Annotated in this window: 23 protein-coding genes and 2 riboswitches; of the genes, 18 read left to right on the top strand and 5 right to left on the bottom strand. The window is 65.0% G+C overall.

What is annotated here, in order from left to right:
* The first annotated feature begins 29 nt into the window (after positions 1-29).
* Positions 30-890, top strand: coding sequence for a DUF6279 family lipoprotein (locus tag ACSVIK_RS01155; protein WP_442442531.1), 861 nt, complete (start codon positions 30-32; stop codon positions 888-890).
* 7 nt (positions 891-897) lie between these two features.
* Here the strand turns inward: ACSVIK_RS01155 and ung are convergent, their stop codons facing one another.
* On the bottom strand, positions 898-1,587 hold the full coding sequence (ung, locus tag ACSVIK_RS01150) for a uracil-DNA glycosylase (protein ID WP_442442530.1): 690 nt from the start codon (positions 1,585-1,587) through the stop codon (positions 898-900).
* Positions 1,588-1,726: 139 nt separating this feature from the next.
* On the opposite strand from ung, the gene ACSVIK_RS01145 reads away from it, so the two are divergent.
* The gene (locus ACSVIK_RS01145; protein ID WP_442442529.1) at positions 1,727-2,539 is read left to right on the top strand and encodes an HDOD domain-containing protein; all 813 of its coding nucleotides are present in this window, start codon (positions 1,727-1,729) and stop codon (positions 2,537-2,539) included.
* 56 nt (positions 2,540-2,595) lie between these two features.
* Here the strand turns inward: ACSVIK_RS01145 and ACSVIK_RS01140 are convergent, their stop codons facing one another.
* A complete protein-coding gene (locus ACSVIK_RS01140) occupies positions 2,596-3,477 on the bottom strand; it encodes an AraC family transcriptional regulator (protein WP_442442528.1) in 882 nt (293 codons plus the stop codon).
* Positions 3,478-3,601: 124 nt separating this feature from the next.
* Here ACSVIK_RS01140 and ACSVIK_RS01135 point away from each other — a divergent pair, with 124 nt between their 5' ends.
* The 7 genes from ACSVIK_RS01135 to mmsB all read left to right on the top strand — a co-directional run bounded on the left by ACSVIK_RS01135 (position 3,602) and on the right by mmsB (position 11,675).
* Positions 3,602-5,098, top strand: coding sequence for a CoA-acylating methylmalonate-semialdehyde dehydrogenase (locus ACSVIK_RS01135; RefSeq protein WP_442442527.1), 1,497 nt, complete (start codon positions 3,602-3,604; stop codon positions 5,096-5,098).
* A gap of 93 nt (positions 5,099-5,191) precedes the next feature.
* A complete protein-coding gene (locus ACSVIK_RS01130) occupies positions 5,192-6,439 on the top strand; it encodes a substrate-binding protein (RefSeq protein WP_442442526.1) in 1,248 nt (415 codons plus the stop codon).
* 6 nt (positions 6,440-6,445) lie between these two features.
* Positions 6,446-7,609, top strand: coding sequence for an isobutyryl-CoA dehydrogenase (locus ACSVIK_RS01125; protein ID WP_442442525.1), 1,164 nt, complete (start codon positions 6,446-6,448; stop codon positions 7,607-7,609).
* A 66-nt stretch (positions 7,610-7,675) separates the two neighbouring features.
* Complete coding sequence (locus ACSVIK_RS01120) at positions 7,676-8,494, top strand: enoyl-CoA hydratase (RefSeq protein WP_442442524.1); 819 nt, start codon at positions 7,676-7,678, stop codon at positions 8,492-8,494.
* Between the two features lie 108 nt (positions 8,495-8,602).
* Positions 8,603-9,706, top strand: coding sequence for an enoyl-CoA hydratase/isomerase family protein (locus tag ACSVIK_RS01115; protein ID WP_442442523.1), 1,104 nt, complete (start codon positions 8,603-8,605; stop codon positions 9,704-9,706).
* Positions 9,707-9,810: 104 nt separating this feature from the next.
* Positions 9,811-10,644: an isocitrate lyase/PEP mutase family protein gene (locus ACSVIK_RS01110; protein WP_442442522.1), complete on the top strand. Its 834-nt coding sequence runs from the start codon at positions 9,811-9,813 to the stop codon at positions 10,642-10,644.
* Positions 10,645-10,787: 143 nt separating this feature from the next.
* Complete coding sequence (mmsB, locus tag ACSVIK_RS01105) at positions 10,788-11,675, top strand: 3-hydroxyisobutyrate dehydrogenase (protein WP_442442521.1); 888 nt, start codon at positions 10,788-10,790, stop codon at positions 11,673-11,675.
* Between the two features lie 211 nt (positions 11,676-11,886).
* On the opposite strand, the gene ACSVIK_RS01100 is transcribed toward mmsB, so the two are convergent.
* Entirely contained in the window at positions 11,887-12,132 is a 246-nt protein-coding gene (locus tag ACSVIK_RS01100; RefSeq protein ID WP_442442520.1) for a DUF1145 domain-containing protein, read from the bottom strand.
* A gap of 264 nt (positions 12,133-12,396) precedes the next feature.
* Positions 12,397-12,497, top strand: a riboswitch (guanidine-I (ykkC/yxkD leader).
* Positions 12,498-12,683: 186 nt separating this feature from the next.
* Between ACSVIK_RS01100 and ACSVIK_RS01095 the strand changes: the two genes are divergently transcribed.
* Both ACSVIK_RS01095 and ACSVIK_RS01090 read left to right on the top strand, forming a co-directional pair.
* Positions 12,684-13,499 (top strand): ABC transporter permease, encoded by an 816-nt coding sequence (locus ACSVIK_RS01095; RefSeq protein ID WP_442442519.1) that lies wholly within the window; start codon positions 12,684-12,686, stop codon positions 13,497-13,499.
* Positions 13,496-14,308: an ABC transporter ATP-binding protein gene (locus ACSVIK_RS01090; RefSeq protein ID WP_442442518.1), complete on the top strand. Its 813-nt coding sequence runs from the start codon at positions 13,496-13,498 to the stop codon at positions 14,306-14,308. The genes ACSVIK_RS01095 and ACSVIK_RS01090 overlap by 4 nt, the downstream gene beginning before the upstream one ends.
* Positions 14,309-14,794: 486 nt before the next feature.
* Here ACSVIK_RS01090 and ACSVIK_RS01085 read toward each other — a convergent pair whose 3' ends face one another.
* Positions 14,795-15,727 (bottom strand): hypothetical protein, encoded by a 933-nt coding sequence (locus tag ACSVIK_RS01085; protein ID WP_442442517.1) that lies wholly within the window; start codon positions 15,725-15,727, stop codon positions 14,795-14,797.
* The gene (locus ACSVIK_RS01080) at positions 15,724-16,749 is read right to left on the bottom strand and encodes an isopenicillin N synthase family dioxygenase (protein WP_442442516.1); all 1,026 of its coding nucleotides are present in this window, start codon (positions 16,747-16,749) and stop codon (positions 15,724-15,726) included. The genes ACSVIK_RS01085 and ACSVIK_RS01080 overlap by 4 nt, the downstream gene beginning before the upstream one ends.
* 473 nt (positions 16,750-17,222) lie before the next feature.
* Positions 17,223-17,321, top strand: a riboswitch (guanidine-I (ykkC/yxkD leader).
* A 67-nt stretch (positions 17,322-17,388) separates the two neighbouring features.
* On the opposite strand from ACSVIK_RS01080, the gene ACSVIK_RS01075 reads away from it, so the two are divergent.
* The 7 genes from ACSVIK_RS01075 (at position 17,389) to ACSVIK_RS01045 (ending at position 26,675) form a co-directional block, all read left to right on the top strand.
* The gene (locus ACSVIK_RS01075; RefSeq protein ID WP_442442515.1) at positions 17,389-18,456 is read left to right on the top strand and encodes a putative urea ABC transporter substrate-binding protein; all 1,068 of its coding nucleotides are present in this window, start codon (positions 17,389-17,391) and stop codon (positions 18,454-18,456) included.
* Between the two features lie 82 nt (positions 18,457-18,538).
* Positions 18,539-19,267 carry an urea amidolyase associated protein UAAP1 gene (locus tag ACSVIK_RS01070; RefSeq protein ID WP_442442514.1) on the top strand — a complete coding sequence of 243 codons (729 nt, stop codon included), beginning with the start codon at positions 18,539-18,541 and terminating at the stop codon, positions 19,265-19,267.
* A 10-nt stretch (positions 19,268-19,277) separates the two neighbouring features.
* A complete protein-coding gene (locus ACSVIK_RS01065; protein WP_442442513.1) occupies positions 19,278-19,913 on the top strand; it encodes an urea amidolyase associated protein UAAP2 in 636 nt (211 codons plus the stop codon).
* A gap of 385 nt (positions 19,914-20,298) precedes the next feature.
* Positions 20,299-24,039: an urea carboxylase gene (locus ACSVIK_RS01060; RefSeq protein WP_442442512.1), complete on the top strand. Its 3,741-nt coding sequence runs from the start codon at positions 20,299-20,301 to the stop codon at positions 24,037-24,039.
* Positions 24,040-24,306: 267 nt separating this feature from the next.
* Positions 24,307-25,773, top strand: a complete 1,467-nt coding sequence (locus ACSVIK_RS01055) for a sensor domain-containing diguanylate cyclase (protein ID WP_442442511.1) — start codon at positions 24,307-24,309, stop codon at positions 25,771-25,773.
* Entirely contained in the window at positions 25,773-25,979 is a 207-nt protein-coding gene (locus tag ACSVIK_RS01050) for a cysteine-rich CWC family protein (RefSeq protein ID WP_442442510.1), read from the top strand. Before ACSVIK_RS01055 ends, ACSVIK_RS01050 begins: the two co-directional genes overlap by 1 nt.
* Before the next feature lie 3 nt (positions 25,980-25,982).
* Positions 25,983-26,675 carry a pseudouridine synthase gene (locus tag ACSVIK_RS01045; protein ID WP_442442509.1) on the top strand — a complete coding sequence of 231 codons (693 nt, stop codon included), beginning with the start codon at positions 25,983-25,985 and terminating at the stop codon, positions 26,673-26,675.
* The last annotated feature ends 309 nt before the right edge of the window (positions 26,676-26,984 follow it).

Here is a 26,984-nt window from a genome sequence, read left to right as displayed (position 1 = left end):
GATAGCCATGCCCTGACGAGACAGCAGCCATGCGTAAACCCCTGTTTCTGCTTCTGGTTCTGACTCTGCTGCTGGCAGCCTGCAGCCGTGTCGACCTGGCCTATCGCAATCTCGATTGGCTGATCCCCTGGAAGCTGAATGACTACGTGCCACTGAACAGCGAGCAGAGCGCCTGGCTCGAACCGCGTCTGCAGGCGCACCTGAACTGGCACTGCAGCGTGGAACTGCCGCGCTATCTCGACTGGCTGCAACGCAGCCAGCAGGCCCTGAACGCGGGCGACGCCCAGCTCATGGCCAGCCAGGTGGCCGACTTCGAGCAGGCCATGCAGCGCATCGCCGTGGAGATCACCCCCAGTGCCGTCGAGCTGCTGCGCGGCCTGAGCCCCTATCAGGTGGAGCAACTGTTCACGGCGCTGGACGAGCAGAATGCCGAACTGCGCGAGGAGTTTCTCCAGCCACCACTGGCGCAACAGATCAGCCAGCGCGCCGAACGCATGGAGGAACGCCTGCAACCCTGGTTCGGCCGCCTCGATGCCGAGCAACGCCAGCGGGTGCAAGACTGGGCACAGGGCCTGGGCGGGCAGAATCAGGTCTGGTTCGATAACCGCCTGGCCTGGCAGCAAGCCCTGCGCGAGGCGCTGTATGTGCGCCGAGGTGACGACTTCGCCGCACGCATCAGCGCCCTGTTGCAGCAGCGCGAACGTTTCTACACCCAGGCTTACCGAGCTAGCTACGCGGCCAATCGGCAGGCCATGGCCGAGCTGATCGTCGACCTCGTCAACCAGGCCGATACCCGCCAGCTGCAACGCGCCAGCCAGCGCCTGGACGACCTGCATGCCGACCTGGCCGCGCAGCAATGTACGGCTGACGAAGCGCTGGCACAGCGCTGAACGGCGTTCAGAGCGGCGGCAGGCGCCAGTCGATGGGCGTTAGACCGTTCTGGCTGAGGAACTGGTTGCAGCGACTGAAATGACCGTTGCCGATGAAGCCGCGATGCGCCGACAGTGGCGACGGATGCGGCGAGCGCAGCACCAGGTGCTTGGTCGGGTCGATCAGACGCTGCTTGCTCTGCGCATGGCTACCCCAGAGCAGGAACACCAGCTTGGGCTGATGCTCGCTGACCACCTCGATCACCCGGTCGGTGAAGAACTGCCAGCCCATCTTGGCATGCGAGCCGGCGTTGCCGCGCTCCACCGTCAGCGAGGTGTTGAGCAGCAGCACGCCCTGCTCGGCCCAGCTCTGCAGGTAACCGTGGGCCGGGATGTCGATGTTCAGGTCGCGCTTGAGCTCCTTGTAAATGTTCTGCAGCGACGGCGGCGTCTGCACGCCTGGCTGCACTGAGAAGCACAGGCCGTGGGCCTGGCCCGGCCCGTGGTAAGGATCCTGGCCGATGATCACCACCTTGACCCGCTCCAGCGGCGTGGAATTGAGCGCACTGAAGATCAGCGGGCCAGGTGGGTAGATCTCCTTGCCGGCGGCCTTCTCCGCGCGCAGGAACTGCCCCAGCTCCTTCATGTAGGGCTTGTCGAATTCCTCGCGCAACGCGTGCTTCCAACTGTCTTCGAGCTTGATGTGGTCGTCGGTCATCCGGGTTTCCTGTATGCCTCGCAACGAATGCAGGCACGCTAGTGATGGGGTTGCGGCAAGTCAAGGACAGGGATTGCGACAGGCGGCAGCATGCTTTGCTAGCCTATTGTCTATCGCCTCTAAAATGACTCCGGACACCATGTCGAATACCACCGATACCTTGCGCCTGGCGCTACTCAATCGCTTCCTCAAGGGCGAAGCGAAGATTCCGCAGATGCCCGAAGCGGCCGTGCGCATCCGCAAGCTGCTGGACAACCCGATGACCTCGACGGAACAACTGGTGCGGGTGATCAACGGCAACCCGCCTCTGGCGGCCTATCTGATGCAGTTCTCCAGCTCGCCCCTGATGCGCGGCAGTCGCCCCTGCGGCTCCTTGCGTGACCTGCTGGATCGCCTGGGCACCCGACAACTGGCCGATCTGGTGCTGGGTTTCAGCCTGCAACACCTGTTCGAGAGCACCGACCCGCTGCTGCTGCAGGCCTTCCGCCTGCGCTGGCGCCACGCCCGTGAACGCGCGGCGCATTGTGCGGTGCTCGCGCAGCGCGCAGGCGTTTCCATGGACGACGCCATGCTCGCCGGCTTGTTGCAGGACATCGGCAGCCTGCCGCTCTTGTCGGAGCTGGAGAACTGGCCGGAAGTGCCACGCGATGGCGCCACCCTGGAGGAACTGTGCGAGTCGCTGTCCGGCAATCTGGGCGCGCTGATCCTCACCCGCTGGCAACTGCCGCCGAGCATCATCGAGTGCGCACGGCTCTATGGGCAGTGGCGACGCGAGCACGACGGCGCCGCCGACATGGCCGATCTGGTCTTGCTCGCCAGTGCCATGCAAGCAGGCCATGAGCCGGAAGAACCCTTGCCGGCACAGAAGAAGCTGGGTCTGGAACAGCCACTGGCGACCCTGCGTGAAGAACTGGCCGACGAGTTGAGCATGTGGAAGCGTCTGCTGGCTTGAGCCATCGTCGACACGGAGCGAACAGCTCCCGGATTGCATCCGGGCTACATGACCTGCTAGCCCTGGTGCAACGCCCGGTAATGACTGGGCGCCATGCCTACCACCTTGCGAAATAGCCGCGAGAAGTAATACGGGTCTTCATAGCCCAGTTGCTCGGCGACCTGGCGTACCTCGATATCGCCGCGGTCGAGCAGACGGCAGGCCAAGGCCATCTTGAGCTGGATGAAGTCCTGGATCGGCGCATGGCCGGTCAGCGCGCGGTAGGTCTTGGCGAAGTGAAAGCGCGACAGCTTGAACTGCGCCGCCAGTTCATCGAGGTTGAGGCTGCCACGCAGATGCTCACGCATCACGGCCTGCACCGCCTCGATATCCAGCACTCGCCCGGATTTCAGATTGACCCGCGCCGGCAGCGCCGCCAGCGAGCTGAGCATCGCCTGCAGGCGATGAGCAGCGTGGATGAAGGGCAAGGCATTGAGGCCCTGGCGCTGCACCGCCAGCAAGGCCTCGAAATCGCCGAGCAGGCGCGGCTGCACACCGATGCGGCGCAGCGGCTGGCCGCCCAGCAGGCGCAGGAAGTCCTCGCTGAGGCTGCCGTCGAAATGCACCCAATAGATGGTCCAGGGGCTTTGCGCATCGGCGCCATAGGCATGGGCGCTGCCCTTGGGCAATAGCAGCAGATCCCCAGGCATGACCTCGAATCGTCCATCCGCCGTTTCCAGCCAGCCCTTGCCGGAACGGCAATGGATCAGCAGGTGGTCATCCGGCTGGGCGCGTTGCATCTGGTGGCTGACCGCTTCCGGGTAAAACCCCATGGCCAGTGGATAGCACCCTGCGCTCAGCGGATGGCGTGCCAGCAGGCGGCGCAGGCGTGGCGGCGTGATGAACCGCTGCCCACCCAGGGGCAACGGCCAATTGGAGGTTTCCACCCGTGTGCCCATCCTGATTGCTCCCTGCCACTCGATACGAATGACAAGATCGTCCATCCGATGACCAAGATCGTCAATCCACAAGAGCGTCGCCAGGGGCTATAAGGAACTCGGACAAGAACAACAGGAGGCCAAGATGCCCCATACCCTGCCGCAATTGATCGACGGCCAATGGCAGCAAAGCCAGGCCACGGATCTGATCGAAGTCACCGACCCGGCCACCCAGGCCGTGATCGCCCTGGCGCCCAAGGCCACTGCCGAGGAAATCGAGGCGGCGGTAGCCGGTGCGCAGAAAGCCTTTCTCGCCTGGCGCGAGGTGCCGGTATCGGAACGCGCCCGTCTGATGCTGCGCTACCAGCACCTGCTCAAGGAGCATCACGACGAGCTGGCGGAGCTGCTCGCCCGGGAAACCGGCAAGACCTTCGCCGACGCCAAGGGCGATGTGTGGCGCGGCATCGAGGTGGCCGAGCATGCCGCCAATATCGCCAGCCTGATGATGGGCGAGACGGTGGAGAACGTCGCCCGCGAGATCGACACCGCTAGCTGGATCCAGCCGCTGGGCGTGTGCGTCGGCATCACCCCGTTCAACTTCCCGGCGATGATCCCGCTGTGGATGTTTCCGCTGGCCATCGCCTGCGGCAACAGCTTCATCCTCAAGCCTTCCGAACAGGATCCACTGACACCCAACCGCCTGGCCGAGCTGTTCCTCGAAGCGGGTGCGCCGGCCGGCGTGCTGCAGGTGCTGCATGGCGGTCGCGAGCAGGTCGATGCGCTGCTGGTGCACCCGGCGGTGCGCGCGGTGTCCTTCGTCGGCTCGGTGAACGTGGGCCAGCATGTCTACCGCACCGGCACCCAGCATCTGAAGCGCGTGCAGGCCTTCGCCGGGGCCAAGAACCATATGGTGATCATGCCGGACGCGCCCAAGGATCAGGTCATCAGCAACCTGCTCGGCGCCAGTTGCGGCGCCGCCGGGCAGCGCTGCATGGCCATCAGCGTGGCGGTGTTCGTCGGCGAGTCGAAGCAGTGGATCGACGAGCTGGCCGAGCAGATGGCCGCGCTGCGTCCTGGCCACTGGCAGGACAGCGGCGCCGCCTACGGCCCGCTGATCAGCCCGCAGGCGCGCCAGCGCGTGTTGCGCCTGATCGCAGAAGGCAAGGCCGAAGGCGCCGAGTGTCTGCTCGACGGTTCGCAGTGTTCGGTCGAGGGCTACCCGGACGGCAACTGGGTCGGGCCGACCCTGTTCCGTGGCGTGACGCCGAAGATGGGCCTGTACCGCGAGGAAATCTTCGGCCCGGTACTGGTGTGCATGGAGGTGGACAGCCTCGACGAGGCCATCGCGCTGGTCAACGCCAGCCCCTACGGCAACGGCACCAGCCTGTTCACCCGCTCCGGTGGCGCTGCGCGGCACTTCCAGCATGCCGTGGAAGTCGGCCAGGTCGGCATCAACGTGCCGATCCCGGTGCCGCTACCGTTCTTCTCCTTCACCGGCTGGAAGGGCTCGTTCTACGGCGACCTGCACGCCTACGGCAAGCAGGCGGTGCGCTTCTACACCGAAACCAAAACGGTGACCAGCCGCTGGTTCGACGACACGCCGCTCGAGGCCGGGCCGAACATGACCATTCAACTGAAATGAGAACGACGTAGCTGTTATACGAAAAGACAATCACCGGAGCCGGACAAGCGGCGTAAAAAGGGACTTTGCAGAACAAAAACAAGGAGCACTGCAATGCGTCGACTGTCTGGCGTCCTGGCCCTGTGGGCCGCAATCACCGCCTGTGCGCAGGCTGCCGAGCCCATCACTCTGGGGCTCAACTACCCGCGCACCGGGCCATACAAGGAGGAGGGGTTGGCGCAGATGCGTGGAGCCCTGTTGGCCATCGATGAAATCAACGCTGCCGGCGGCGTGCTGGGGCGGCCCTTGCGCCTGTCCAGCAAGGACACCGCCTCACGCCCGGCCAAGGCGGTGAAGAACGTCGACAAGCTGGTGGCAGGTGGCGCGGCGATGCTCTTCGGCGGCTCCTCCAGCGCCGTGGCCATCGCCGCCGGCAAACGTGCCAAGGAGCATGGCCTGCTGTATTTCGGCACCCTCACCTACTCCAACGACACCACCGGCAAGGACGGCCATCGCTACATGTTCCGCGAGTGCAACAACGCCTGGATGAGTGCCCAGGTGCTCGGCCAGTACCTGAACAAGACCCTGCCGAACAAGCGCTACTTCTACGTCACCGCCGATTACACCTGGGGCCACACCACCGAAGCCTCTTTGCGCCACACCACGGCCAGCGAGGATGTCACCCAGCATGCCGGGGTGCGCATCCCCTTCCCCGGCGCGCGCCTGGCCGACTACCAGGACGCCCTGACCCAGGCCGCTGCCAGCAAGGCGGACATCCTCGCCCTGGTGCTGTTTGGCGAGGATCTGGTACGCGCCATGCGCATCGCCAAGGATCTCGGCCTGACCGAACGCATGCAGGTGATCGCCCCCAACCTCACCCAGAGCATCATCGAGCAGGGCGGCCCCAGCCTGATGCAAGGGGTGATCGGTACCGAACCCTGGACCTGGCGCGTGCCGGCGTTGGAAAAATCCGCCCGCGGCGAAGCCTTCGTCGAAGCCTTCAAGGCTCGCTACGAGATGTACCCGTCCAGCTCCGCCGCCTCGGCCTACAGCATCGTCCAGCAATGGGCCGATGCCGCCACGCGCGCCAAGAGCCTCGACAGCGAAGCGCTTATCAAGGCGCTGGAGGGCCACCGCTACCGCCTGCTGAAAGACGAGCAGCAATGGCGCGCCTTCGATCACCAGAACCTGCAGACCGTCTATGCGGTGAAGGTGAAACCGCGCGACGAGGTGCTCAAGGATCCGCTGAAACAGGACTATTTCGAGATCGTCGACCGCCTCGACGCCAGCACGGCGCTGCCCAGCCTCGCCGACTGGCAGGCCGAGCGCCGTGCCGGCGGCCAACCCCTGACCTTGCAATGAGATGCCATGGACTTTGAACTCAGTGACGAACAACGCCTGCTCACCGACAGCGCCCGCGCCTTCGCCGCACGGGAGCTGGCGCCCCATGCAGCCGACTGGGATCGCGACCACCACTTCCCCACCGAGGTGATCCGCCGCGCCGCCGAGCAGGGCTACCTGGCCCTGTACATCGCCGAAGAGGATGGCGGCCTGGGCCTGTCGCGGCTGTCCAGCGCACTGATTTTCGAGCAACTGGCGGCCGGCTGCGTCGCCACCACCGCTTACCTGACCATCCACAACATGGCCACCTGGATGCTCGCCAGCTTCGCCGACCAGGCACTCAAGGACGCCTGGTTGCCGGGGCTGATCTGCGGCCAGGCGCTGGCCTCCTACTGCCTGACCGAACCGGACGCCGGCTCCGATGCGGCCAACCTGCGCACCCGCGCCCGCCGCGACGGCGACGACTATGTGCTCGACGGCAGCAAGTGCTTCATCTCCGGCGCCGGCAGTACCGATGTGCTGATCGTCATGGCGCGCAGCGGCGAGGATGGCGCCAAGGGCATCTCCTGTTTCCTGGTGCCGGCCGATGCCCCCGGCGTGCGCTACGGGCGCAACGAGGACAAGATGGGCTGGAAGGCGCAGCCGACCCGCACCATCACCTTCGAGGGCGTGCGCATTCCTGTCAGCCACCGTATCGGCCCGGAAGGCGAAGGCTTCGTCTACGCCATGAAGGGCCTCGACGGCGGCCGCCTGAACATCGCCAGTTGCTCGCTCGGTGCCGCTCAGGCGGCGCTGGAACAGAGCCTGCGCTATGCCGAGGAGCGCAAGCAGTTCGGCAAGCCGCTCAGCCAGTTCCAGGCCCTGCAGTTCAAGCTGGCCGACATGCTCACCCACCTCACCGCCAGCCGGCAGATGGTGCGCCTGGCTGCGCACAAGCTCGACCATGGCCACGGCGAAGCCAGCCTGTATTGCGCCATGGCCAAGCGCTTCGCCACCGACCACTGCTTCGACATCTGCAACGAGGCCCTGCAACTGCACGGCGGTTACGGCTATCTGAATGACTATCCACTGGAGCGCTGGGTACGCGACGCCCGCGTACATCAGATTCTGGAGGGCACCAACGAAATCATGCGGGTGATCGTCGCCCGCCGCCTGCTTGTGCAGGGCGGCATGCTCGATCGCTTGCTCTAGGTAGGTGCAAGCAATGTTCACGAGCAGAGCGCGCTCCTACGGCAATGATGAATATCGAGGACGACCATGAGTACTGCACTGGAAACCTACAAATCCGGCATCTTCGACCTGACCCACAAGCTCACCGTGGAGAAACACGGCCACACTGCGCTCATCACCATCAATCACCCGCCGGCCAACACCTGGGATCGCGACTCGTTGATCGGCCTCAAGCAGGTCATCGAGCACCTTAATCGTGACGACGAGGTCTACGCCCTGGTGGTGACCGGCCAGGGGCCGAAGTTCTTTTCCGCCGGCGCCGACCTGAACATGTTCGCCGATGGCGACAAGGCCCGCGCCCGCGAGATGGCACGGCGCTTCGGCGAAGCCTTCGAGACTCTGCGTGACTTCCGTGGCGTGTCCATCGCCGCGATCAACGGCTACGCCATGGGCGGCGGCCTGGAATGCGCGCTGGCCTGCGACCTGCGCATCGCCGAGCGCCAGGCGCAGATGGCCCTGCCGGAAGCTGGCGTGGGCCTGCTGCCTTGCGCCGGCGGCACCCAGGCACTGCCCTGGCTGGTGGGCGAAGGTTGGGCCAAGCGCATGATCCTCTGTGGCGAACGTATCGACGCCGACACTGCCCTGCGCATCGGCCTCGTAGAGCAGGTGGTGGACACCGGCGAAGCCCGTGGCACCGCCCTGCTGCTGGCCTCCAGGGTGGCGCGGCAGAGCCCGGTGGCAGTGCGCACCATCAAGCCGCTGATCCAGGGCGCCCGCCAGCGCGGCCCGAACACCTGGTTGCCGGAAGAGCGCGAGCGCTTCGTCGACCTGTTCGACGCCGACGACACCCGCGAAGGCGTCAACGCCTTCCTGGAAAAACGCGACCCGCAGTGGCGCAATAAATGAGAAAAGCAGCGGCAAGCTGCAAGATACGAGCTGCAAGCCAAAAGCCGCTCTGGCGCTCTTACTCGAAGCTTATGGCTTGCGGCTTGAAGCTCAACCAAAGGTTGCCCTATGAATCTGCAATTTGAAGAACGCCCCAGCCTGCACGGCTACCGCATCGGCATCGCCAGTCTGGATGCCGAGAAGAGCCTCAATGCCCTCTCCCTGCCGATGATCGAGGCGCTCGATGCGCGACTGCAGGCCTGGGCCAACGACCCCGAAATCGCCTGCGTGTTGCTACGCGGCAACGGCGCCAAGGCCTTCTGCGCCGGCGGCGACGTGGTGCAACTCGTCCATCAGTGCCGCGAGCACCCCGGTGAAATTCCAGCTTTGGCGCGGCGCTTCTTCGCCGACGAATATCGCCTCGACCACCGCATCCACACCTACCCCAAACCCTTCATCTGCTGGGCCCATGGCCATGTGCTCGGTGGCGGCATGGGCCTGATGCAGGGCGCCGGCATCCGCATCGTCACCCCAAGCAGCCGCCTGGGCATGCCGGAAATCAACATCGGCTTATACCCGGATGTCGGCGGTAGCTGGTTCCTCGCCCGCCTGCCTGGGCGCCTGGGCCTGTTCCTCGGTCTCACCGCAGCCGGCATCAATGCCCGTGATGCGCTGGATCTGAACCTGGCTGACCGCTTCCTGCGCGACGACCAGCAGGACGCCCTGCTCGATGGCCTGGTGCAGCTTAACTGGCGCGAACAGCCCGAGGCCCAGCTACACAGCCTGCTGCGCGCGCTGGAAAGCGAGGCCCGAGAAGAACTGCCAGCCGCACAGTGGCTGCCGCGCCGCGAACGTATCGATGAGCTGCTCGATGTCGCTGGCCTGCCGACAGCGGTGCAGGCCCTCAGCGCTCTGCAGCAGGACGACGACGCCCTGCTGGCTCGCGCCGCCAAGACCCTGGCCCATGGCTGCCCGCTGACCGCTCACCTGGTCTGGGAACAGATCCGCCGTGCGCGCCACCTGTCCCTGGCCGAAGTGTTCCGCATGGAATACGCCATGAGCCTGAACTGCTGCCGCCACCCGGAATTCCTCGAAGGGGTGCGCGCCCGCCTGATCGACAAGGATCAGACGCCGCACTGGCACTGGCCGGACGTGGCCGCGATTCCGCAGGCCGTGATCGACGCCCACTTCGCTCCGGCCTGGGACGGCGAGCATCCACTGGCGGATTTGTAAAAGGCCACGCCGCCTGCCCGGTGCGCACGGCGCACCCTACACCTGTGGGGCTATAGCCGCGACCTGAGGATCTGCAGGCACGACAATTAACAAGGAGCAACAGCATGGCCGATACGCAGCAGCAAAAAGCCCAGGCATTCCAGGCCCTGCATCAACGCGACGAATTGCTGGTGCTACCCAACCCCTGGGATGCCGGCTCGGCGAAGATCCTCGCGGCCCTGGGTTTCGAGGCCCTGGCCAGCACCAGCGCCGGCCTGGCCTTCAGCCTTGGGCGCGCCGACGGCGAAGGCCTGATCAGCCGCGAAGACACCCTGGTCAACGCCCGCGCCATAGTCGAGGCCACGCCATTGCCGGTGGCAGCCGATCTGGAAAACGGCTTCGCCGACGAGCCTCAGGGCTGCGCCGACACCCTGCTGCAGGCCGCTGCCTGTGGCCTGGTGGGTGGCTCCATCGAGGATGCCAGCGGCAATCCGCAGGCGCCCATCTACCCGCTAGAGCTGGCGGTCGAGCGCATCCGCGCCTCGGTGGCAGCCGTGCGCAGCCTGCCCTTCCCCTTCACCCTCTGCGCCCGCGCGGAAAACTTCCTGCATGGGCGTGAAGACCTGGCCGACACCCTGCGCCGCCTGGAAGCCTATGCCGAGGCCGGCGCCGATGCGCTCTACGCCCCCGGCCTGACCACGCGCGAGCAGATCGACGCAGTGGTGAGAGCCGTGGCGCCCAGGCCGGTCAACGTGCTACTGGGGCTGTCCAGCAGCGCCCTGACCCTGGATGACCTCAGTGAGCTGGGCGTGCGTCGCGTCAGCGTCGGCTCCAGCCTGGCACGCGCAGCCTTCGGCGGCTTCCTCCAGGCCGCCCGCGCTCTACATCAGGGCGATGCAGGCTTCGCCAGGAACGCCGCTTCCTTCGCCGAACTCAACGAGCTGTTCAAAACCGGGTAATGACGCCCCCGTAGCCCGGATGCAATCCGGGAAATGGGCCTGTGGGAGGGGCGACCGGCAGAGCACCGGAAACCTACACGATTGATGCGTGATTGATTGGCATTGAGCAGTACCCCAAGAGCAAAAAGAAAAGGAGAACCGACATGACCCAGATCGCCTTTATCGGCCTTGGCCACATGGGCCTGCCCATGGCCCGCAACCTGCTCAAGGCGGGTTACCCGCTGAAAGTCTTCGACCTGGTGCGCAGCGCCGTCGATACCCTGGCCGGCGAAGGCGCGGTGGCGGCCGCCAGCGCGGCCGACGCCATCGACCAGGCGCAGGTGGTGATCAGCATGCTGCCGGCCAGCCGCCATGTGGAGGCGTTGTATCTGGGAGATGAAGGCCTGCTGAATCGGCTCGCAGCCGGCACGCTGGTGATCGAGTGCTCCACCATCGCCCCGGAGTCGGCGCGCAAGGTGCACGCCGCCGCCCGCGAGCGTGGCATCGCCCTGCTTGATGCGCCCGTTTCCGGCGGCACCGGCGGCGCGGCGGCCGGCACTCTGACCTTTATGGTCGGCGGCGAAGCCGAGGCGCTGGAAAAGGCCCGGCCGCTGCTCGCCGCCATGGGCCGCAATATCTTCCACGCCGGCCCGGAGGGCGCCGGCCAGGTGGCCAAGGTGTGCAACAACCAGGTGCTCGCCGTGCAGATGATCGCCACCGCCGAAGCCATGGCCATGGGCGTGGCCAACGGCCTCGACCCAGCCGTACTGGCCGAGATCATGCGGCAGAGCTCCGGCGGCAACTGGACGCTGGAGAAGTACAACCCCTGGCCCGGGGTGATGGAGAACGCACCGGCGTCGAAGGGTTACAGCGGCGGCTTCATGGCCGAGCTGATGGCCAAGGATCTCGGCCTGGCCCAGGAAACCGCCAGCCACCACGGCAACAGCGCGCCAATGGGCGCCCTGGCGCTGCAGCTCTACCGTCTGCTGCTCAAGCAGGGCAAGGGCAAGCAGGACTTCTCGGTGGTGCAGCAATTGTTCATCGAGCAGTAGACATTGCCTTGCAGGATCGCCAGCAAGCCAGCGCTTAGCAGGCTGTTGAAAAACTATCTGCGTTGGCAATACCGTGTTAAAAATGGCCTCAATATGCTCATTTACAGCACGTAAACTGCGCTTTTTCGACCATTTTTGCCTTGTCTTACCTGCCTCGTCGACGTTTTTCAACGGCCTGCTAGGGGCATGCATGTGAGCTGAGCGCGCCCGGTCAGCGCAGCGTTTGCAGGTGCAGCATGCCGAACGCCAACACCTGTACACGCTGCCACCACAGCCCCGGCATGCCCTCCAGACGCGAGCGGAACAACAGCAGCTCGCCGGCATGCGCCAGCAGCAGGAACAACGCGGCCCAGTTCACCCAGGCGCCCAGCGGCGTGGCGAAGGGATAGAGCAGATTGAGCAGCGCCACCAGCCAGAACATGGCCAGCGCGCCCTTGAGGAAGGACAACAGATGCATCGAGAATCTCCTGAAATGTGACCTGCAGAGTGTGCCGAGGCCCGCACAACTCCACCGCCTCTCTTTAGACGGGCGTCACACTGCGAAGCTCCTCGGCCAGACGCCCCATCAGACAGCACCGCATCAACGCAACGCACCAGCACGGCGCACCGAGCTGCACTCCTGCCACGCAAAGTGCGCTGGCTGGCGCCTGGCACGATGTTCGCTTTAAGCAGAGCGTGCAGGAAATGCCTCGGTACGCCGGGCACGCGGCACCACAATTTGCCAATAGCCGGCTAGGGTTCCGGCTCGCCCCAGGCGAGCGACTGGTCCGAGAGCTGGCGACCTCCAGCGAGGTTACACGGCGGGACAAAAGCCCGGGAGAACGCGCCCCATCCGTGGGGAACCGCCGCGAACTCCTGCCCGCCCCGTCTCGAATTGGAGGATCACCATGGGTATGCCCCACTCGCATCAACGGCTGTCAGCCGTCCACTCCCCAGGCCTGACGTTCGTATCTCCTTGCGTCCGCTAGCTGCGCACGCCTTTCGTTCCTGGGCCGAAGAGGATTCTCCATGCGCCTGATCAACCGTCACCCGGATCGCAGCGGACGCCTGCTGCTAATCCTGCTGCCCTTCGCCCTGCTGCTGTTCATTTACTTCAGCGCCTCGACCAGCCGTCTGGCCGAGAACCCCAACGACAAACTGCTGCCCAGTGCCGGGCAGATGGCTGACGCCATGAACCGCCTGGCCTTCAACGAAGACAAACGCAGCGGCCAGTACCTGTTCTGGCAGGACACCGCCTCCAGCCTGCAACGTCTCGGCCTTGGCCTGGGCATCGCCGCGCTGCTGGGCCTGACGCTGGGCATCGCCGCCGGCACCCTGCCGCTGCTGGGCGCGCCGCTATCGCCGCTGCTGACGGTGCTGTCGATGATTCCGCCCCTGGCCATCCTGCCGATCCTGTTCATCGTCTTCGGCCTCGGTGAACTGTCCAAGGTCATGCTCATCGTCATCGGCGTCACCCCGATGCTGGCCCGTGACCTGGAACAACGCGCCCGGGAAATTCCCAGCGAACTGCTGATCAAGGCGCAGACCCTCGGTGCCAACACCTGGACGCTGATCCTGCGTCTGGTATTGCCGCAACTCTTGCCACGCCTGCTCATCTCCCTGCGCCTGGTACTCGGCTCGGCCTGGCTGTTCCTGATCGCCGCCGAAGCCATCGCCTCCACCGATGGCCTGGGCTACCGCATCTTCCTCGTGCGTCGCTACATGGCCATGGACATCATCCTGCCCTACGTGGCCTGGATCACCCTGCTGGCCTGGGCGCTGGATCTGGGCCTGCGCCAGCTCACCCGGCTGTGCTTCCCCTGGTACGAAGGAGCCAAGGCATGAGCGACAAGAAAAGCAACGCCGTAGGCGCCTTCATCGAAGTGAAGAATGTCTGGCAGCAGTACGGCGACCAGACCGTGCTGGAGCGCCTCGACCTGAGCATCGCCGAAGGCGAGTTCTGCGCCCTGGTGGGTGCCTCGGGCTGCGGCAAGTCCACCTTCCTACGCCTGCTGCTCGGCCAGGAGCGCCCCAGTCGTGGGCAGATCCTGCTCGGCGGTGAGCCGCTGCTGGCCGAGCCCGATCCCAGCCGTGGCGTGGTGTTTCAGCGCTATTCGGTGTTCCCCCACCTGAGCGTGCTGGACAACGTCGCCCTCGGCCTGGAGCTGCGCCAGTCGCGGCTACTCGGGCGCCTGCTCGGCACAGCCAAGCGCGAGGCCCGCGAGCGTGCGGCCAGCATCCTCACCCGAGTCGGCCTCGGTCATGCTCTGGACAAGTACCCCAGCGCCCTTTCCGGTGGCATGCAGCAGCGTCTGGCCATCGCCCAGGCGCTGATCATGCAGCCGCGGGTGCTGCTGCTCGACGAACCCTTCGGCGCCCTCGACCCCGGCATTCGCAAGGACATGCACGCGCTGCTGCTGGAGTTGTGGCAGGAAACCCGCCTGACGGTGTTCATGGTCACCCACGACCTGTCCGAAGGTTTCAGCCTCGGCACTCGCCTGCTGGTATTCGACAAGGTACGTCACGACCCGCAGGCGCCTGGCGCCTATGGCGCGCGCATCACCTACGACCTGCCGCTGAACGAGGCGCGCCGGGCGCAGCTACAGCTACCCAGCGAACTGGCCAAGCGCCTAACGGCGCCCAACCCGCTGTAGCCCGGATGCAATCCGGGAATGATGTGCCGCCGATCCTCCCGGATTTCATCCGGGCTACGGTGGCTTCGGCCAATGCGTAGCTTTGTAGGAGCGAGCTCTGCTCGCGAAGCTTGTGGCATCACCGGCGTTCGCGAGCAGAGCTCGTTCCTAGCAATCAGCACGTATCCCGGAAAGCCGGGGAAACCGGCAGGAACCCCCGGATTTCATCCGGGCTACGGTGGCTTCGGCCAATGCGTAGCTTTGTAGGAGCGAGCTCTGCTCGCGAAGCTCGTGGCATCACCGGCGTTCGCGAGCAGAGCTCGCTCCTACCAATCAGCACGTAGCCGGGGAAACCGGCAAGAACTACCGGATTGCATCCGGGCTACGGAGCCGCCAGTTCGGTGCGCACAGCGCACCCTACGCAGGCAGACCGCGATAACCGTAGGGTGCGCCATGCGCACCACCTCTGCTTCAGCGGCGAGCTTTGTTGCTGTGATCCAGCCCTGTCTAGCTCAACACTTGGAGATAACGCGACAGCGTTTCACCTTCGGCGCTGAACCAACGCTGCGCTTCGTCAGTGCAGGGCGTGGCCAGCTCTGCGCGCCAGTCCGGTTCCAGCGTGTCGATGAGAAAGGTGCGCACCACATCGCGGCCGTCCGGCCGCTGCAGGCGCTGGCACAGGCTTTCTGCCTCCGGCACCTCGAAGCCCTCCAGCGAAACGGCCTGCCCCACTCGGGCCGGCAAGGTGGAAAGCATCACGCGATAACGCCCCAGCTCATCGGCATGGGCCAGTGAGGTCTCGAAGTCGAACAGCGCAGCCAGGGCCTGGCCATCATCACGCGCCTGTTCGACTCGCTCGCGCAGTTGCAGCGGCGATTCGCCAGGCTCCACGGCTCGCCCCTGAACCCAGCCGAGTCGGTCGCCACAGAGAATCAGGCCACCACCCCGCTGCAGCACCTCGCCGCTGTGCGCATCACACTCCTGCAGCAGGCGCAGGCCGATCAAGGACCCGCTGCTGGCCTGCAAGCGCCAGTCTTCGACGTAGGCGCCGCTGCTGCCGAACTCGATCATACAGTTGCCGACGCGATGCAGCAGCGCCGGCTCCGGCCAACGGTTGTGCAGTTGCAGGGACACGCCACCGTGCCAACTCAGATAGCCATTTTCCCAGACGCTGTCAGCCACCCAGCCTTCATGATTGGCGAGCTGGCGCAGCTCGGCGGCGTCGTAGTCCTGCCAGGCACGGACGGGCAGCGCGGGCGCGTCCGGCAGGCGCAGGTCGATGGTGAAGCTGCGGCTTTGCAACCAGTGCACCTGGGTGCGCTCATCGCTGCGGCCATCGGCGAAGCTGATGGTGCGCCGACGGAAGTGCCCGAGCATCCAGTCCGGCACGCCACCCTCGGCGCGTTGCGGGTAACGGCTCGCCAGTTGCAGCAGGTTCATGCCGTCACCTCCCGGCGACCTTGGCCAAAGCTGGACAGCCCCAGCGTACCGTCGGGCAATTGCAGCGAGCCGTCCTCCAGACGTTGGCGCAGATAGCGAAAGGTCTGCGCCGTCTGAGCGAACAGGTGATCACCGCAGATCACAGGCTCGTACTCACGTCCACCCCGCGCTGGCAGACCGGCAATCGGCGCGATGCGCGTCGGGTAGTCACAGGCGCAGAACAGCGGGAAGGCGAAACGCTCCTCGCTGACCTTGCGCACGCGGTGCGAGGTGGCGACGAAATGCCCGTTGCTGAGCACCTCGAGCATGTCGCCTATGTTGATCACGAAAGCGTCCTCCAGCAGCGGCACATCGATCCACTGGCCATCGCCATTGAGCACCTGCAAGCCTTCGGCGGTGGGCAGAAGAATGGTGAAGCACTCATAGTCGGTGTGAGCACCGATGCCCGGGCGGTCGGCCACCGGGTCGGGGTCGATCGGGTAATGGATCATGCGCAACTGACTGGTGGGGCGCCGGGTAATGGCGGCGAAGGTGTCCTCGGCCAGCCCCAGCGCCAGGGCGAAGCCACGAAACAGCCTGTCGCCCAGTGCCAGCGCCGCCCGGTAGTAGGCACTCACCTCGCGCTTGAAGTCCGCCGAGTCCGGCCACTGTGTCGGCCCCAGCAGCGGGTAGACCTGCGCCGCTTCGGTGTAGTCGTAATTGATGTCGTAGGCTTCCTTGAGATCCTTGCTGCCACCGGCGAACTGCTCCTCGCCTTCCGGCACGTAGCCGCTGTGGTTGCTCGACTGGCCGATATAGAAGCGCATCTTCTCCTCCAGCGGCCGCGCGAAGAAGCGCCGCGCCTGATCGATCAGGCCATCGCGCAACTCGCGGGAAATGCCGTGCCCGGTGACCTGCAAAAAACCGACCTCACGCGCGGCGCGGCCCAACTCATCGGCAACGCGCTGGCGCTCGGCCAGTTCGCTGGAGTAAAGCCCGCTGACATCGACAAGCGGGATGGACGTGAAATGGGTATGCGCCATGGCAATCTCTCGAACAAGTGAGTTACCAGGCTGTTGAAAAACTACCTGCGTTGGCAATACTGCGTTAAAAACAGCCTCAAAATGCTCATTTACAACACGTAAACTGCGCTTTTTCGGCTGTTTTTGCCTTGTCTTGCCTGCCTCGCCTACGTTTTTCAACGGCCTGTTACCTGGCCGTCCAGACGAGCAGCGAGCCGGGTCGTCCCGAGGGCGGCAGCAAGGCCGCCTCTGCAACAGGGTGGATAGCGATTTCCATGCCATCGTTCCGGCACCAGCAGCGGCCATTCGCGCGGAGAACCGCCCTCGAACGGTGCGCCGCGCGCCCAGCCAGCCCCATCAGGCGGCACGAATCGCCCCGACACCCTTGCCAAGGCGCCCATTCATGGGCTGTGACGAGCTGGCACGCAATTCGCTAAGACCTGAGCGTGCAGGTTTTAGCCGGGTCTTCCCGGAATCGCGGCACCACAATTTGCGAAATGGATGACTAGGGTTCCGATCCGCGCGAGCGGGTGCTGGTCCGAGAGTCATCGACCTCCAGTGAGGTTACACGGCGGGATAAAAGCCCGGGAGAACGCGCCTTCCGCACCATTCGGAACGTGCCGCGACTCCTGCCCGCACTCATCACGACTGGAGGTTCCAATGCGCAAGTATCGTCTGCTCTCCTTCGCCGCCGCCGGCCTGGCCGCGGTGCTCAGCTTCAGCGCTCACGCCGAGAAGAAAGACAGCTTCAGCGTCTGCTGGACGCTCTACGCCGGCTGGATGCCCTGGGGCTATGCCAGCACCTCCGGCATCATCGACAAATGGGCGAAGAAGTACGGCATCGACATCGATGTGGTGCAGCTCAACGACTATGTCGAGTCCATCAACCAGTACAGCGTCGGCCAGTTCGACGGCTGCACCATGACCAACATGGACGCCCTGACCATCCCCGCCGCCGGTGGCGTCGACAGCACCGCGCTGATCGTCGGCGATTACTCCAACGGCAACGATGGCCTGCTGCTCAAGGGCGAAGGCAAGACCCTGGCCGACATCAAGGGCCTGCCGGTCAACCTGGTGGAACTGTCGGTGTCCCACTACTTCCTCGCCCGTGCCCTGGAAACCGCAGGCCTGAGCGAGCGTGACGTGACCGTGGTGAACACCTCGGACGCCGACATCATCGCCGCCTACTCCACCCCCAGCGTACAGGCTGCCGCCACCTGGAACCCGATGCTCGCGGAGATCAAGGCCCAGCCAGGCAGCACCGAGGTGTTCGACTCCTCGAAGATTCCCGGTGAGATCCTCGACATGATGGTGGTCAACACCCAGACCCTCAAGGACAACCCGGACTTCGGCAAAGCCCTGGTCGGCGCCTGGTTCGAAATTCTCGAACTGATGCAATCCGGCACCCCGCAAGCTACCGATGCCCTGACCGAAATGGCCAAGGCCTCCGGCACCGATCTGGCCGGTTACCAGGCGCAACTGGCGACCACCAAGCTGTTCTACACGCCCAAGGAAACCCTGGACTTCGTCACCAGCCCGGCCCTGCCCGAGACCATGAGCAAGGTGGCCAACTTCAGCTTCGAGCACGGCATCCTCGGTGAAGGCGCGCGCAGCGCCGATGCCATCGGCATGACCTTCGCCGGCGGTGTGAGCACTGGAGACAGCGCCAATATCAAGCTGCGCTTCGACCCGAGCTACGTGCAGATGGCCGTCGACGGCAAGCTCTGACGGGCAACTCCAAAACCCATCGCAACGATGATCAGGCGCCACTGCCGGCGCCTGACGACCAGGTTTCAACCCCGAGGTACCCATGAACACTGCCCCTACCCTACGCCCGACCCTGTATGAGGAAACCGTCCCCGGCGGCGGCCATACCTCCTTCGTGCTCAAGCGCGGCCAGTTGCTGCGCATCACCGATATCGAAGGCGGCGCCAACGTCAGCCTGCTGCTGTTCAACGCGGCCGAGAAAAGCGAACGGCTGAACCTGCCGGACACCCTCAAGGGCCAGCACACCGCCAAACTCACCGTCGGCCACTGCCTCTATTCGGACATGGGCAAGGTACTGGCCGCCATCACCGCCGATACCTGCGGCTGGCATGACAGCTTTGGCGGCGTGCTCAATGCCGAAGAGGTGCAGAAGAAGTACGGCCAGGGCCGCTATCAGGAACTGCGCAACGGCTTCTTCCGCAACGGCATGGACAATCTGTTGGTGGAAATGGGCAAGTGGGATCTCAACCTGCAAGACCTGCTGATGAACCTCAACCTGTTCAGCCGCGTGGATGTCGACGCCGATGGCGCCTTCCACTTCCAGCCGAATAACAGCCAGGCCGGCGACCATATCGAGCTGTACGCGCCGATGGACTGCCTGGTGGTGCTCACCGCCCTGCAGCACCCGATGGATCCTGCCCCGGACTATGCGCCCAAGCCAGTGCAGCTCGCCTGGAGCAAGGTGGCCAGCGACGGCATCAGCGTGCTCTGCCGCACCTCGCGCCCGGAAAACGGCCGCGCCTTCCACAACACCGAACGCCAGTACCTGTGAGGATGCCGACATGAGCCTGACCGCAAGCAAGCTGCATCCCGAAACCGCCGTGTTCCGCCACACCATCCCGGCAGGCGAGCCCTATCTGTTCGAGGTCAAGGCCGGGCAGACCCTGCGCCTGCATGACCTCGAAGGTAACCAGGCCATCGACACCCTGTTCTTCGCCGCGAACAACCCACGCGAGCGCTTCGACCCGCAACGCACCCTGCGCAAGCAGAACAAGGTCTACCTCACCACCGGCACGGTGCTCTACTCCAACCTCGGCAACCCGCTGCTGACCATAGTCGCCGACACCTGCGGCCGCCACGACACCCTCGGCGGTGCCTGCGCCCAGGAGAGCAACACCGTGCGCTATGCCCTGGACAAACGCTACATGCACAGCTGCCGCGACAACTTCCTGCGCGCCAGCCTGCACGACGGCCGCCTGAGCAAGCGCGACATCGGCGCCAATATCAACTTCTTCATGAACGTGCCGGTCACCCCCGAGGGCGGCCTGACCTTCGAGGACGGCATCTCCGCGCCCGGCAAGTACGTCGAGCTCAAAGCCGAGACCGACGTGATCGTGCTGATCTCCAACTGCCCGCAACTGAACAACCCCTGCAACGGCTGGAACCCGACTCCGGCCGAAGTGCTGGTGTGGGAATAGAGCAGCCGCAAGCTGCAAGCCACAAGCTGCAAGCGGTACGGCGCCGCGCCTACCAACCGTAGGGTGGATGTCGCTTTCTACATCCACCAGCTTCGCCGGTTCGCGGCAAAAGCGGAACGCTGCCCGGCCGCTTCTACACACGCAACCCTCTTGCCGCTTGTAGCTTGAGGCTTGCCGCTCGCTGCGGACGACCGTGGCGCACGACGAATGACGGCGGGACGGCCCGCCACCTTATACGAGGCAGAAGCAAAGCGTCGCGAGCGAACATCAGGCAAGGCGGCAGCCAGTGAGAAAGCGGAGTTTGCTGGAGCAAATGAGCATTTCGAACTGGCTGCCAACGCAGCATGGTGGAGCGCAGCAGCTTTGAACTGTCTCGGGAGCGGATATGTTCGACAAACTTTTGATCGCCAACCGTGGCGCCATCGCCTGCCGCATCCTGCGCACCCTGCGTGAGCTGAACGTCGGCGGCGTGGCCGTGTACTCCGAGGCAGACGCTGCCAGCCTGCATATTCAGCAGGCCGACGAGGCCTTCTCCCTGGGTGAAGGCCCGGCCGCACAAACCTATCTGGTGGTCGACAAGATCCTCGCCGTCGCCAAACAGACTGGCGCCAAAGCCATTCACCCCGGCTACGGTTTCCTCTCCGAGAACGCCGCCTTTGCCGAAGCCTGCGAAGCCGCCGGTGTCGCCTTCGTCGGCCCGACGCCCGAGCAACTGCGCGTATTCGGCCTCAAGCACACCGCCCGCGCCCTGGCCAAGCAGCATGGCGTGCCCATGCTCGAAGGCACCGAATTGCTGGAAAACCTCGACGCCGCGCTCAAGGCCGGTGAGCAGGTCGGCTATCCGGTGATGCTGAAAAGCACCGCCGGCGGTGGCGGCATCGGCATGCGTGTATGCCGCAGTGCAGAGGAACTGAGCGAAGCCTTCGAGGCGGTCAAGCGCCTGGGGCAGAATAACTTCAGCGACAGCGGCGTATTTATCGAGAAGTACATCCAGCGTGCCCGCCATCTGGAAGTGCAGGTGTTCGGCGACGGCCAGGGCGAGGTACTCGCCCTCGGCGTGCGCGACTGCTCGGTGCAACGGCGCAACCAGAAGGTGCTGGAAGAAACCCCGGCGCCGAACCTGCCCGTCGGCATGGCCGATGAGCTGTGCGCTGCGGCGATCAAGCTGGCCAAGGCGGTCAGTTACCGCAGCGCCGGCACCGTCGAGTTCGTCTATGACAGCGAGGCCGAGCGCTTCTACTTCCTTGAAGTGAACACCCGCCTGCAGGTCGAGCACGGCGTCACCGAACAGGTCTGGGGCGTCGACCTGGTGCGCTGGATGATCGAGCTGGCGGCCGGCGACCTGGCGCCGCTGAGCGAACTGGCCAAGAGCCTGAAGCCCAGCGGCCATGCCATCCAGGCGCGACTGTACGCCGAAGACCCTGGCCGGGATTTCCAGCCCAGCCCTGGCTTGCTCACTGCCGCGCAGTTTCCCGAAGCCGACGGCAAGGCCCTGCGCATCGACACCTGGGTCGAGGCCGGCTGCGAGATTCCGCCCTACTTCGACCCGATGATCGCCAAGCTGATCACCTGGGCGCCGAGCCGCGAGCAGGCCAGCGCCGCCCTCGATAAAGCCTTGGCCGATTCGCTGCTGTACGGCGTGGAATGCAACCGCGACTACCTGCGCCAGATCCTGGCCGACGCCCCCTTTGCCAGCGGTAATCCCTGGACGCGCTGCCTGGAAAACCTCGTCTACCAAGCGACCACCTTCGAGGTTCTCAGCGCTGGCACCCAGACCACCGTGCAGGACTGCCCCGGCCGCCTCGGCTACTGGGCGGTGGGCGTACCGCCGTCCGGGCCGATGGACGACCGCGCCCTGCGCCTGGGCAACCGCCTGCTCGGCAACGACGCAGGCGCCGCTGGCCTGGAAATCACCATGAGCGGCCCCACCCTGCGCTTCAACACCGACGCCGTGGTCGCCGTCACCGGCGCCGAGATTCCCGTCAGCCTCGATGGCGTCGCCCAGCCGCTGAACACCGCCCTGCTGATCGCAGCCGGCAGCACCCTGGCCCTCGGCACCATCAATGGTGCCGGCGCGCGCAGCTACCTGAGCATTCGCGGCGGCATCCAGGTGCCGGACTACCTGGGCAGCAAGAGCACCTTCACCCTCGGCCAGTTCGGTGGCCATGGCGGCCGCGCCCTGCGCGCCGGCGACGTGCTGCACCTGCTGCCGCTCGATAGCCGCGAGGCCGGTGCGCAACTGCCCGCCGAGCTTTGCCCCGCCCTGCCAGCAGTGCGCGAACTGCGGGTGATCTACGGCCCGCACGGCGCACCGGAATACTTCACGCCCGGTTATGTCGACCGCTTTCTCACCACCGACTGGGAAGTGCACTTCAACTCCAGCCGCACCGGCGTACGTCTGATCGGGCCGAAGCCCGAGTGGGTGCGCGACAGCGGAGGCGAAGCCGGCTTGCACCCGTCCAACATCCACGACAACCCCTACGCCATCGGCGCGGTGGATTTTACCGGCGACATGCCGGTGATCCTCGGCCCGGACGGCCCCAGCCTGGGCGGCTTCGTCTGCCTGGTGACCATCATCGAAGCCGACCTGTGGCAGCTCGGCCAGCTCAAGGCCGGCGACAAGGTGCGCTTCGTGCCGGTGGATATCGCCACGGCGCGGGAATTGGCCAAGGCACGTAATGCGGAGGCCAGCGCGCTTGCGCTTGTCTCCCCTCTCCCGCTTGCGGGAGACGACTGCATGGATGCAGGAGGTAGGGCGACGCAGGACGCTCAAGCCGAGGGGCCGGGGGAGAGGGCTGCGTCTGCTGTATCGCACGCGCCCTCTCCCCAACCCTCTCCCATAAATGGGAGAGGGGGCTTGTCCGTGACCGACCTCATCTCCCCCATCATCCTCGACCTACGCGAGGGCGACACCCGCCTGGTCGCGCGCCTGTCCGGCGACACCCACCTGCTGCTGGAAATCGGTCAGCCCGAGCTCGACCTGGTGCTGCGCTTCCGTGGCCATGCGCTGATGCAGGCGCTGGAGGCCAAGCAACTGGACGGCGTGATCGACCTCACGCCCGGCATCCGCTCGCTGCAGGTGCACTACCAACCGGAAACCCTGGCGCTACAGACGCTGCTCGATATCGTCGCCGGCGAGTGGGACGCGGTGTGCGCAGCCAAGGATCTCAAGGTGCCGTCGCGTATCGTCCACCTGCCGCTGTCCTGGGACGACCCGGCCTGCCAGTTGGCCATCGACAAGTACATGACCACCGTGCGCAAGGATGCCCCCTGGTGCCCGAGCAATCTGGAGTTCATCCGCCGCATCAACGACCTGCCGAATCTGGACGAGGTGTACCGCACCGTATTCGACGCCAGCTACCTGGTCATGGGCCTGGGCGACGTCTACCTCGGTGCGCCAGTGGCCACGCCGCTCGACCCGCGCCACCGCCTGGTCACCACCAAGTACAACCCGGCGCGCACCTGGACAGCGGAAAACTCCGTCGGCATCGGCGGCGCCTACATGTGCGTGTACGGCATGGAAGGCCCGGGTGGCTACCAGTTCGTCGGCCGCACCCTGCAGATGTGGAACCGCTACCGCGCGGTCGAGGCCTTCGATGGCAAACCCTGGCTGCTGCGCTTCTTCGACCAGATCCGTTTCTACCCGGTATCGGCAGAGGAACTGCTGCGCATCCGTCGAGACTTCCCGCTGGGCCGCTACCCATTGCGCATCGAACAGAGCGAGCTGGCCCTGGCCGACTATCAACAGTTCCTCGATGCCGAAGCAGGCGGCATCGCTGCCTTCCGCCAACAACAGCGCGCCGCCTTCGACGCCGAGCGCCAACGCTGGATCGACAGCGGCCAGGCACATTTCGAGGTGGAAGAAGCCGCCCCCGAACAAGGCGAGGACGCCCCGCTCGCGGCCGGCCAGCACGCCATCGAAAGCCATGTGGCCGGCAACCTCTGGCAGGTGCAGGTAGAAGCCGGCGCCCAGGTGCAGGCTGGCGACGTGCTGGTCATCCTCGAGTCGATGAAGATGGAGATTCCACTCACCGCCCCAATGGCCGGCATCGTGCGCGAAGTGCGCGTGCAACCGGGCTCCCCCGTACGGGCCGGGCAGCGTGTGGTGATAGTGGAAGAAGCCTGAAAGCTGTCGCCGCTGAAGCGCCTCCCATAATGCCGTGCAGGCTCCTTGTGGGAGTGGCTTTAGCCGCGACCGCTTCACGCTCCACCGCAACCCCAATCGCGGATAAATCCGCCCCTACAATCCCGTAGCCCGGATGCAATCCGGGGAAACCTGCCACCCACCACCGGATTTAATCCGCACCCGATAACAGCGCCATTGTGATCACAACTGGCGCTTGGCCTGCCTGACACGCTAGCATCACGCTATTCCCCGTTGACGGACTCAACGATGCTGCTGCGCTCCAAACGGCACACGCAAACCTCGCTGGTGCTGCTCCTCCTGTTTCTGCTCGGCAGTGGCTTTCTCACCACCTCACTGCTGAGTTACTACGCCTCGCGCGACTCGATCCGCGACAGCATCATCAACACCGAGCTGCCGCTGACCTCCGACACCGTCTACTCGGAAATCCAGAAGGATCTGGTGCGCCCCATCCTCATCTCCTCGATGATGGCGCGCGACACCTTCCTGCGCGACTGGGTGCTGGCCGGCGAGCACAACACCGAGCAGATGACCCGCTACCTGCGCGAAGTGCAGGAACACTACGGCGCCTTCACCAGCTTCTTCGTTTCCGACAGAACCAGCACCTACTACCAATCCAAGGGCGTGCTGAAGCAGGTCAAGCCGAGCGAGCCGCGCGACGTCTGGTACTACCGCCTGCGCATGCAGCCGGAACCCTACGAGATCAACGTCGATGTCGACATGGCCAACGCCGACCGTCTGACCATCTTCATCAACTACAAGGTGCTCGACTACGACGGCAACTTCATCGGTGCCACCGGCGTCGGCCTGGCCGTCGACGCCGTGGTCAAGCTGATCGACGAATACCAGCAACGCTACGAGCGCAGCGTCTACTTCGTCGACACCACAGGGCGCATCACCCTCACCGGCGCCCAGGGTGGGCCGCTGGGCGCCAAGGTCGGCGAATCGCTGGCGGACATACCAGGCCTGGCTGGCCTGATGGAAAAGCTGCCGACGCCGCAGAGCGGCCGCTTCGAGTATCAGGAGCATGGCCGCGAGCATTTTCTCAACGTGCGCTACATTCCCGAACTGGAGTGGTACCTGTTCGTCGACAAGCACGACAAGGCCTTGGTCGGCATCCGCCAGGGGCTCTACCTCAACCTGCTGCTGTGCCTGCTGGTCACCGTCATCGTGCTCACCCTGGTCAGCCTGGTGATTCGCCGCTACCAGCAACGCATCGCCGCCTTGGCCACCACCGATGCCCTCACCGAGCTGCCCAACCGTCGTGGCTTCGACATACTCGCCGAGAAGGCCCTGCAGGAGGCGCAACGCGACAACAGCCCGCTGTGCGCGGTGCTGCTGGATCTGGACAACTTCAAGCAGATCAACGACCAGTACGGCCACCTGGCCGGTGACGAGGTGCTGCGCCGCTTTGCCGAACAGTTGCGCGGCGCGCTGCGCCAGTCCGATATTCTCTGCCGCTGGGGTGGCGAGGAATTCATCCTGCTGCTGAAGAACACCGAGCATCAGGCCGCCCATGAGCTGGCCGAGAAATTGCGCCAGCGCTGCGCCGAACAGCGCTACCCGGTGGAGGGTGAAAGACTGCAGGTCACCGTCAGCCTCGGCCTCAGCCAGTGGCAAACCGGCGAAAGCCTGCACGCCCTGCTCGGCCGCACCGACCGCGCCCTGTATCGCGCCAAACAGGCCGGGCGCGACCGCGTCTGTGAAGAGCATTGATGGACAGCGAACGCTGCCCCCTGTGCGGCAAGCCCAACCAGTGCAGCACCGCCGCAGGGCGTAGCGACGAGCCTTGCTGGTGCTTTGAAGCAAAGATCGACCCAGCCGCGCTGCAGCGCCTGACGCCCGAGCAACGCGACCAGGCCTGCCTGTGCCCGGCCTGCGCCAACGCGCTGGATGCCATCGAACGCCGCGAGCACGACTGAGCCATGCGCCTGGATCGCTTCCTCAGCAACTTCCCCCGCTTCAGCCGCCAGGACAGCCGCCTGCTGATCAGCGCAGGCCGCCTGCGCGTGGACGGCCAGACCGTCCGCGACCCGCGCCATGAAATCCGCGATTTCCAGCGCGTCGAGCTGGACGACGAACTGCTGCAGGCCGGGCGCAGCGCCCGCTACTGGATGCTGCACAAACCTGTGGGCGTGGTCAGCGCCACCGAAAATGACGAACACCGCACCGTACTCGACCTGCTGAACGAGCCGGACAAGCACGACCTGCACCTGGCCGGCCGCCTCGACCTGAACACCAGCGGCCTGCTGCTGCTCACCAATGACGGGCGCTGGTCACGGCGCATCACCCAGCCACAGCAGCGCAAGCCCAAGGTCTATCACGTCACCACCGAGCAGCCGATCACCGACGAATACGCAGAAGTCTTCGCCCGTGGCCTGTACTTCGCCTTCGAGAATCTCACCACCCTGCCCGCCCAGCTCGATGTGCTGGACAGCCACCACGCCCGCCTGACCCTGTTCGAGGGTCGCTATCACCAGGTCAAGCGCATGTTCGGCCACTTCCGCAACCGCGTCGTCGCCCTGCACCGCGAAAGCATGGGCGACATCGTCCTCGACCCACAACTGGCTCCCGGCCAGTACCGCGCCCTGACGGCAGCGGAAATCGCCAGCGTCTGACGACCTTTCCGGCTACCCGACCAACGGTTAGCACAATCGTCCATAAAGATGTGACTCGCCCTTGCGTAGCTGCAAGGTAACTGCTTGAATCGAACCATAAGTCTTTGCGTGACCAATCAGTCACAGCGAGACGAGCGAGAACATTCTTCGGTTGCTGGTGCTCTGCACCGACTGGATTCCTGCCTGGTAACACCGCTCTCTCCCGGCCCTGAAAGTGCCTGGAGCGCCCGCCTGTTTCGATCCTAACTGCTTGAAATTCCTAAACTTATAAAAATCTCCAGCCTGACATGAAGCTGTCACGCTCAGGCG

This window comes from Pseudomonas sp. NCHU5216 (assembly GCF_052156495.1).
In the GTDB taxonomy this organism is placed as follows: Bacteria; Pseudomonadota; Gammaproteobacteria; order Pseudomonadales; family Pseudomonadaceae; genus Aquipseudomonas.
This window is presented reverse-complemented; position numbering and strand designations above follow the sequence as displayed.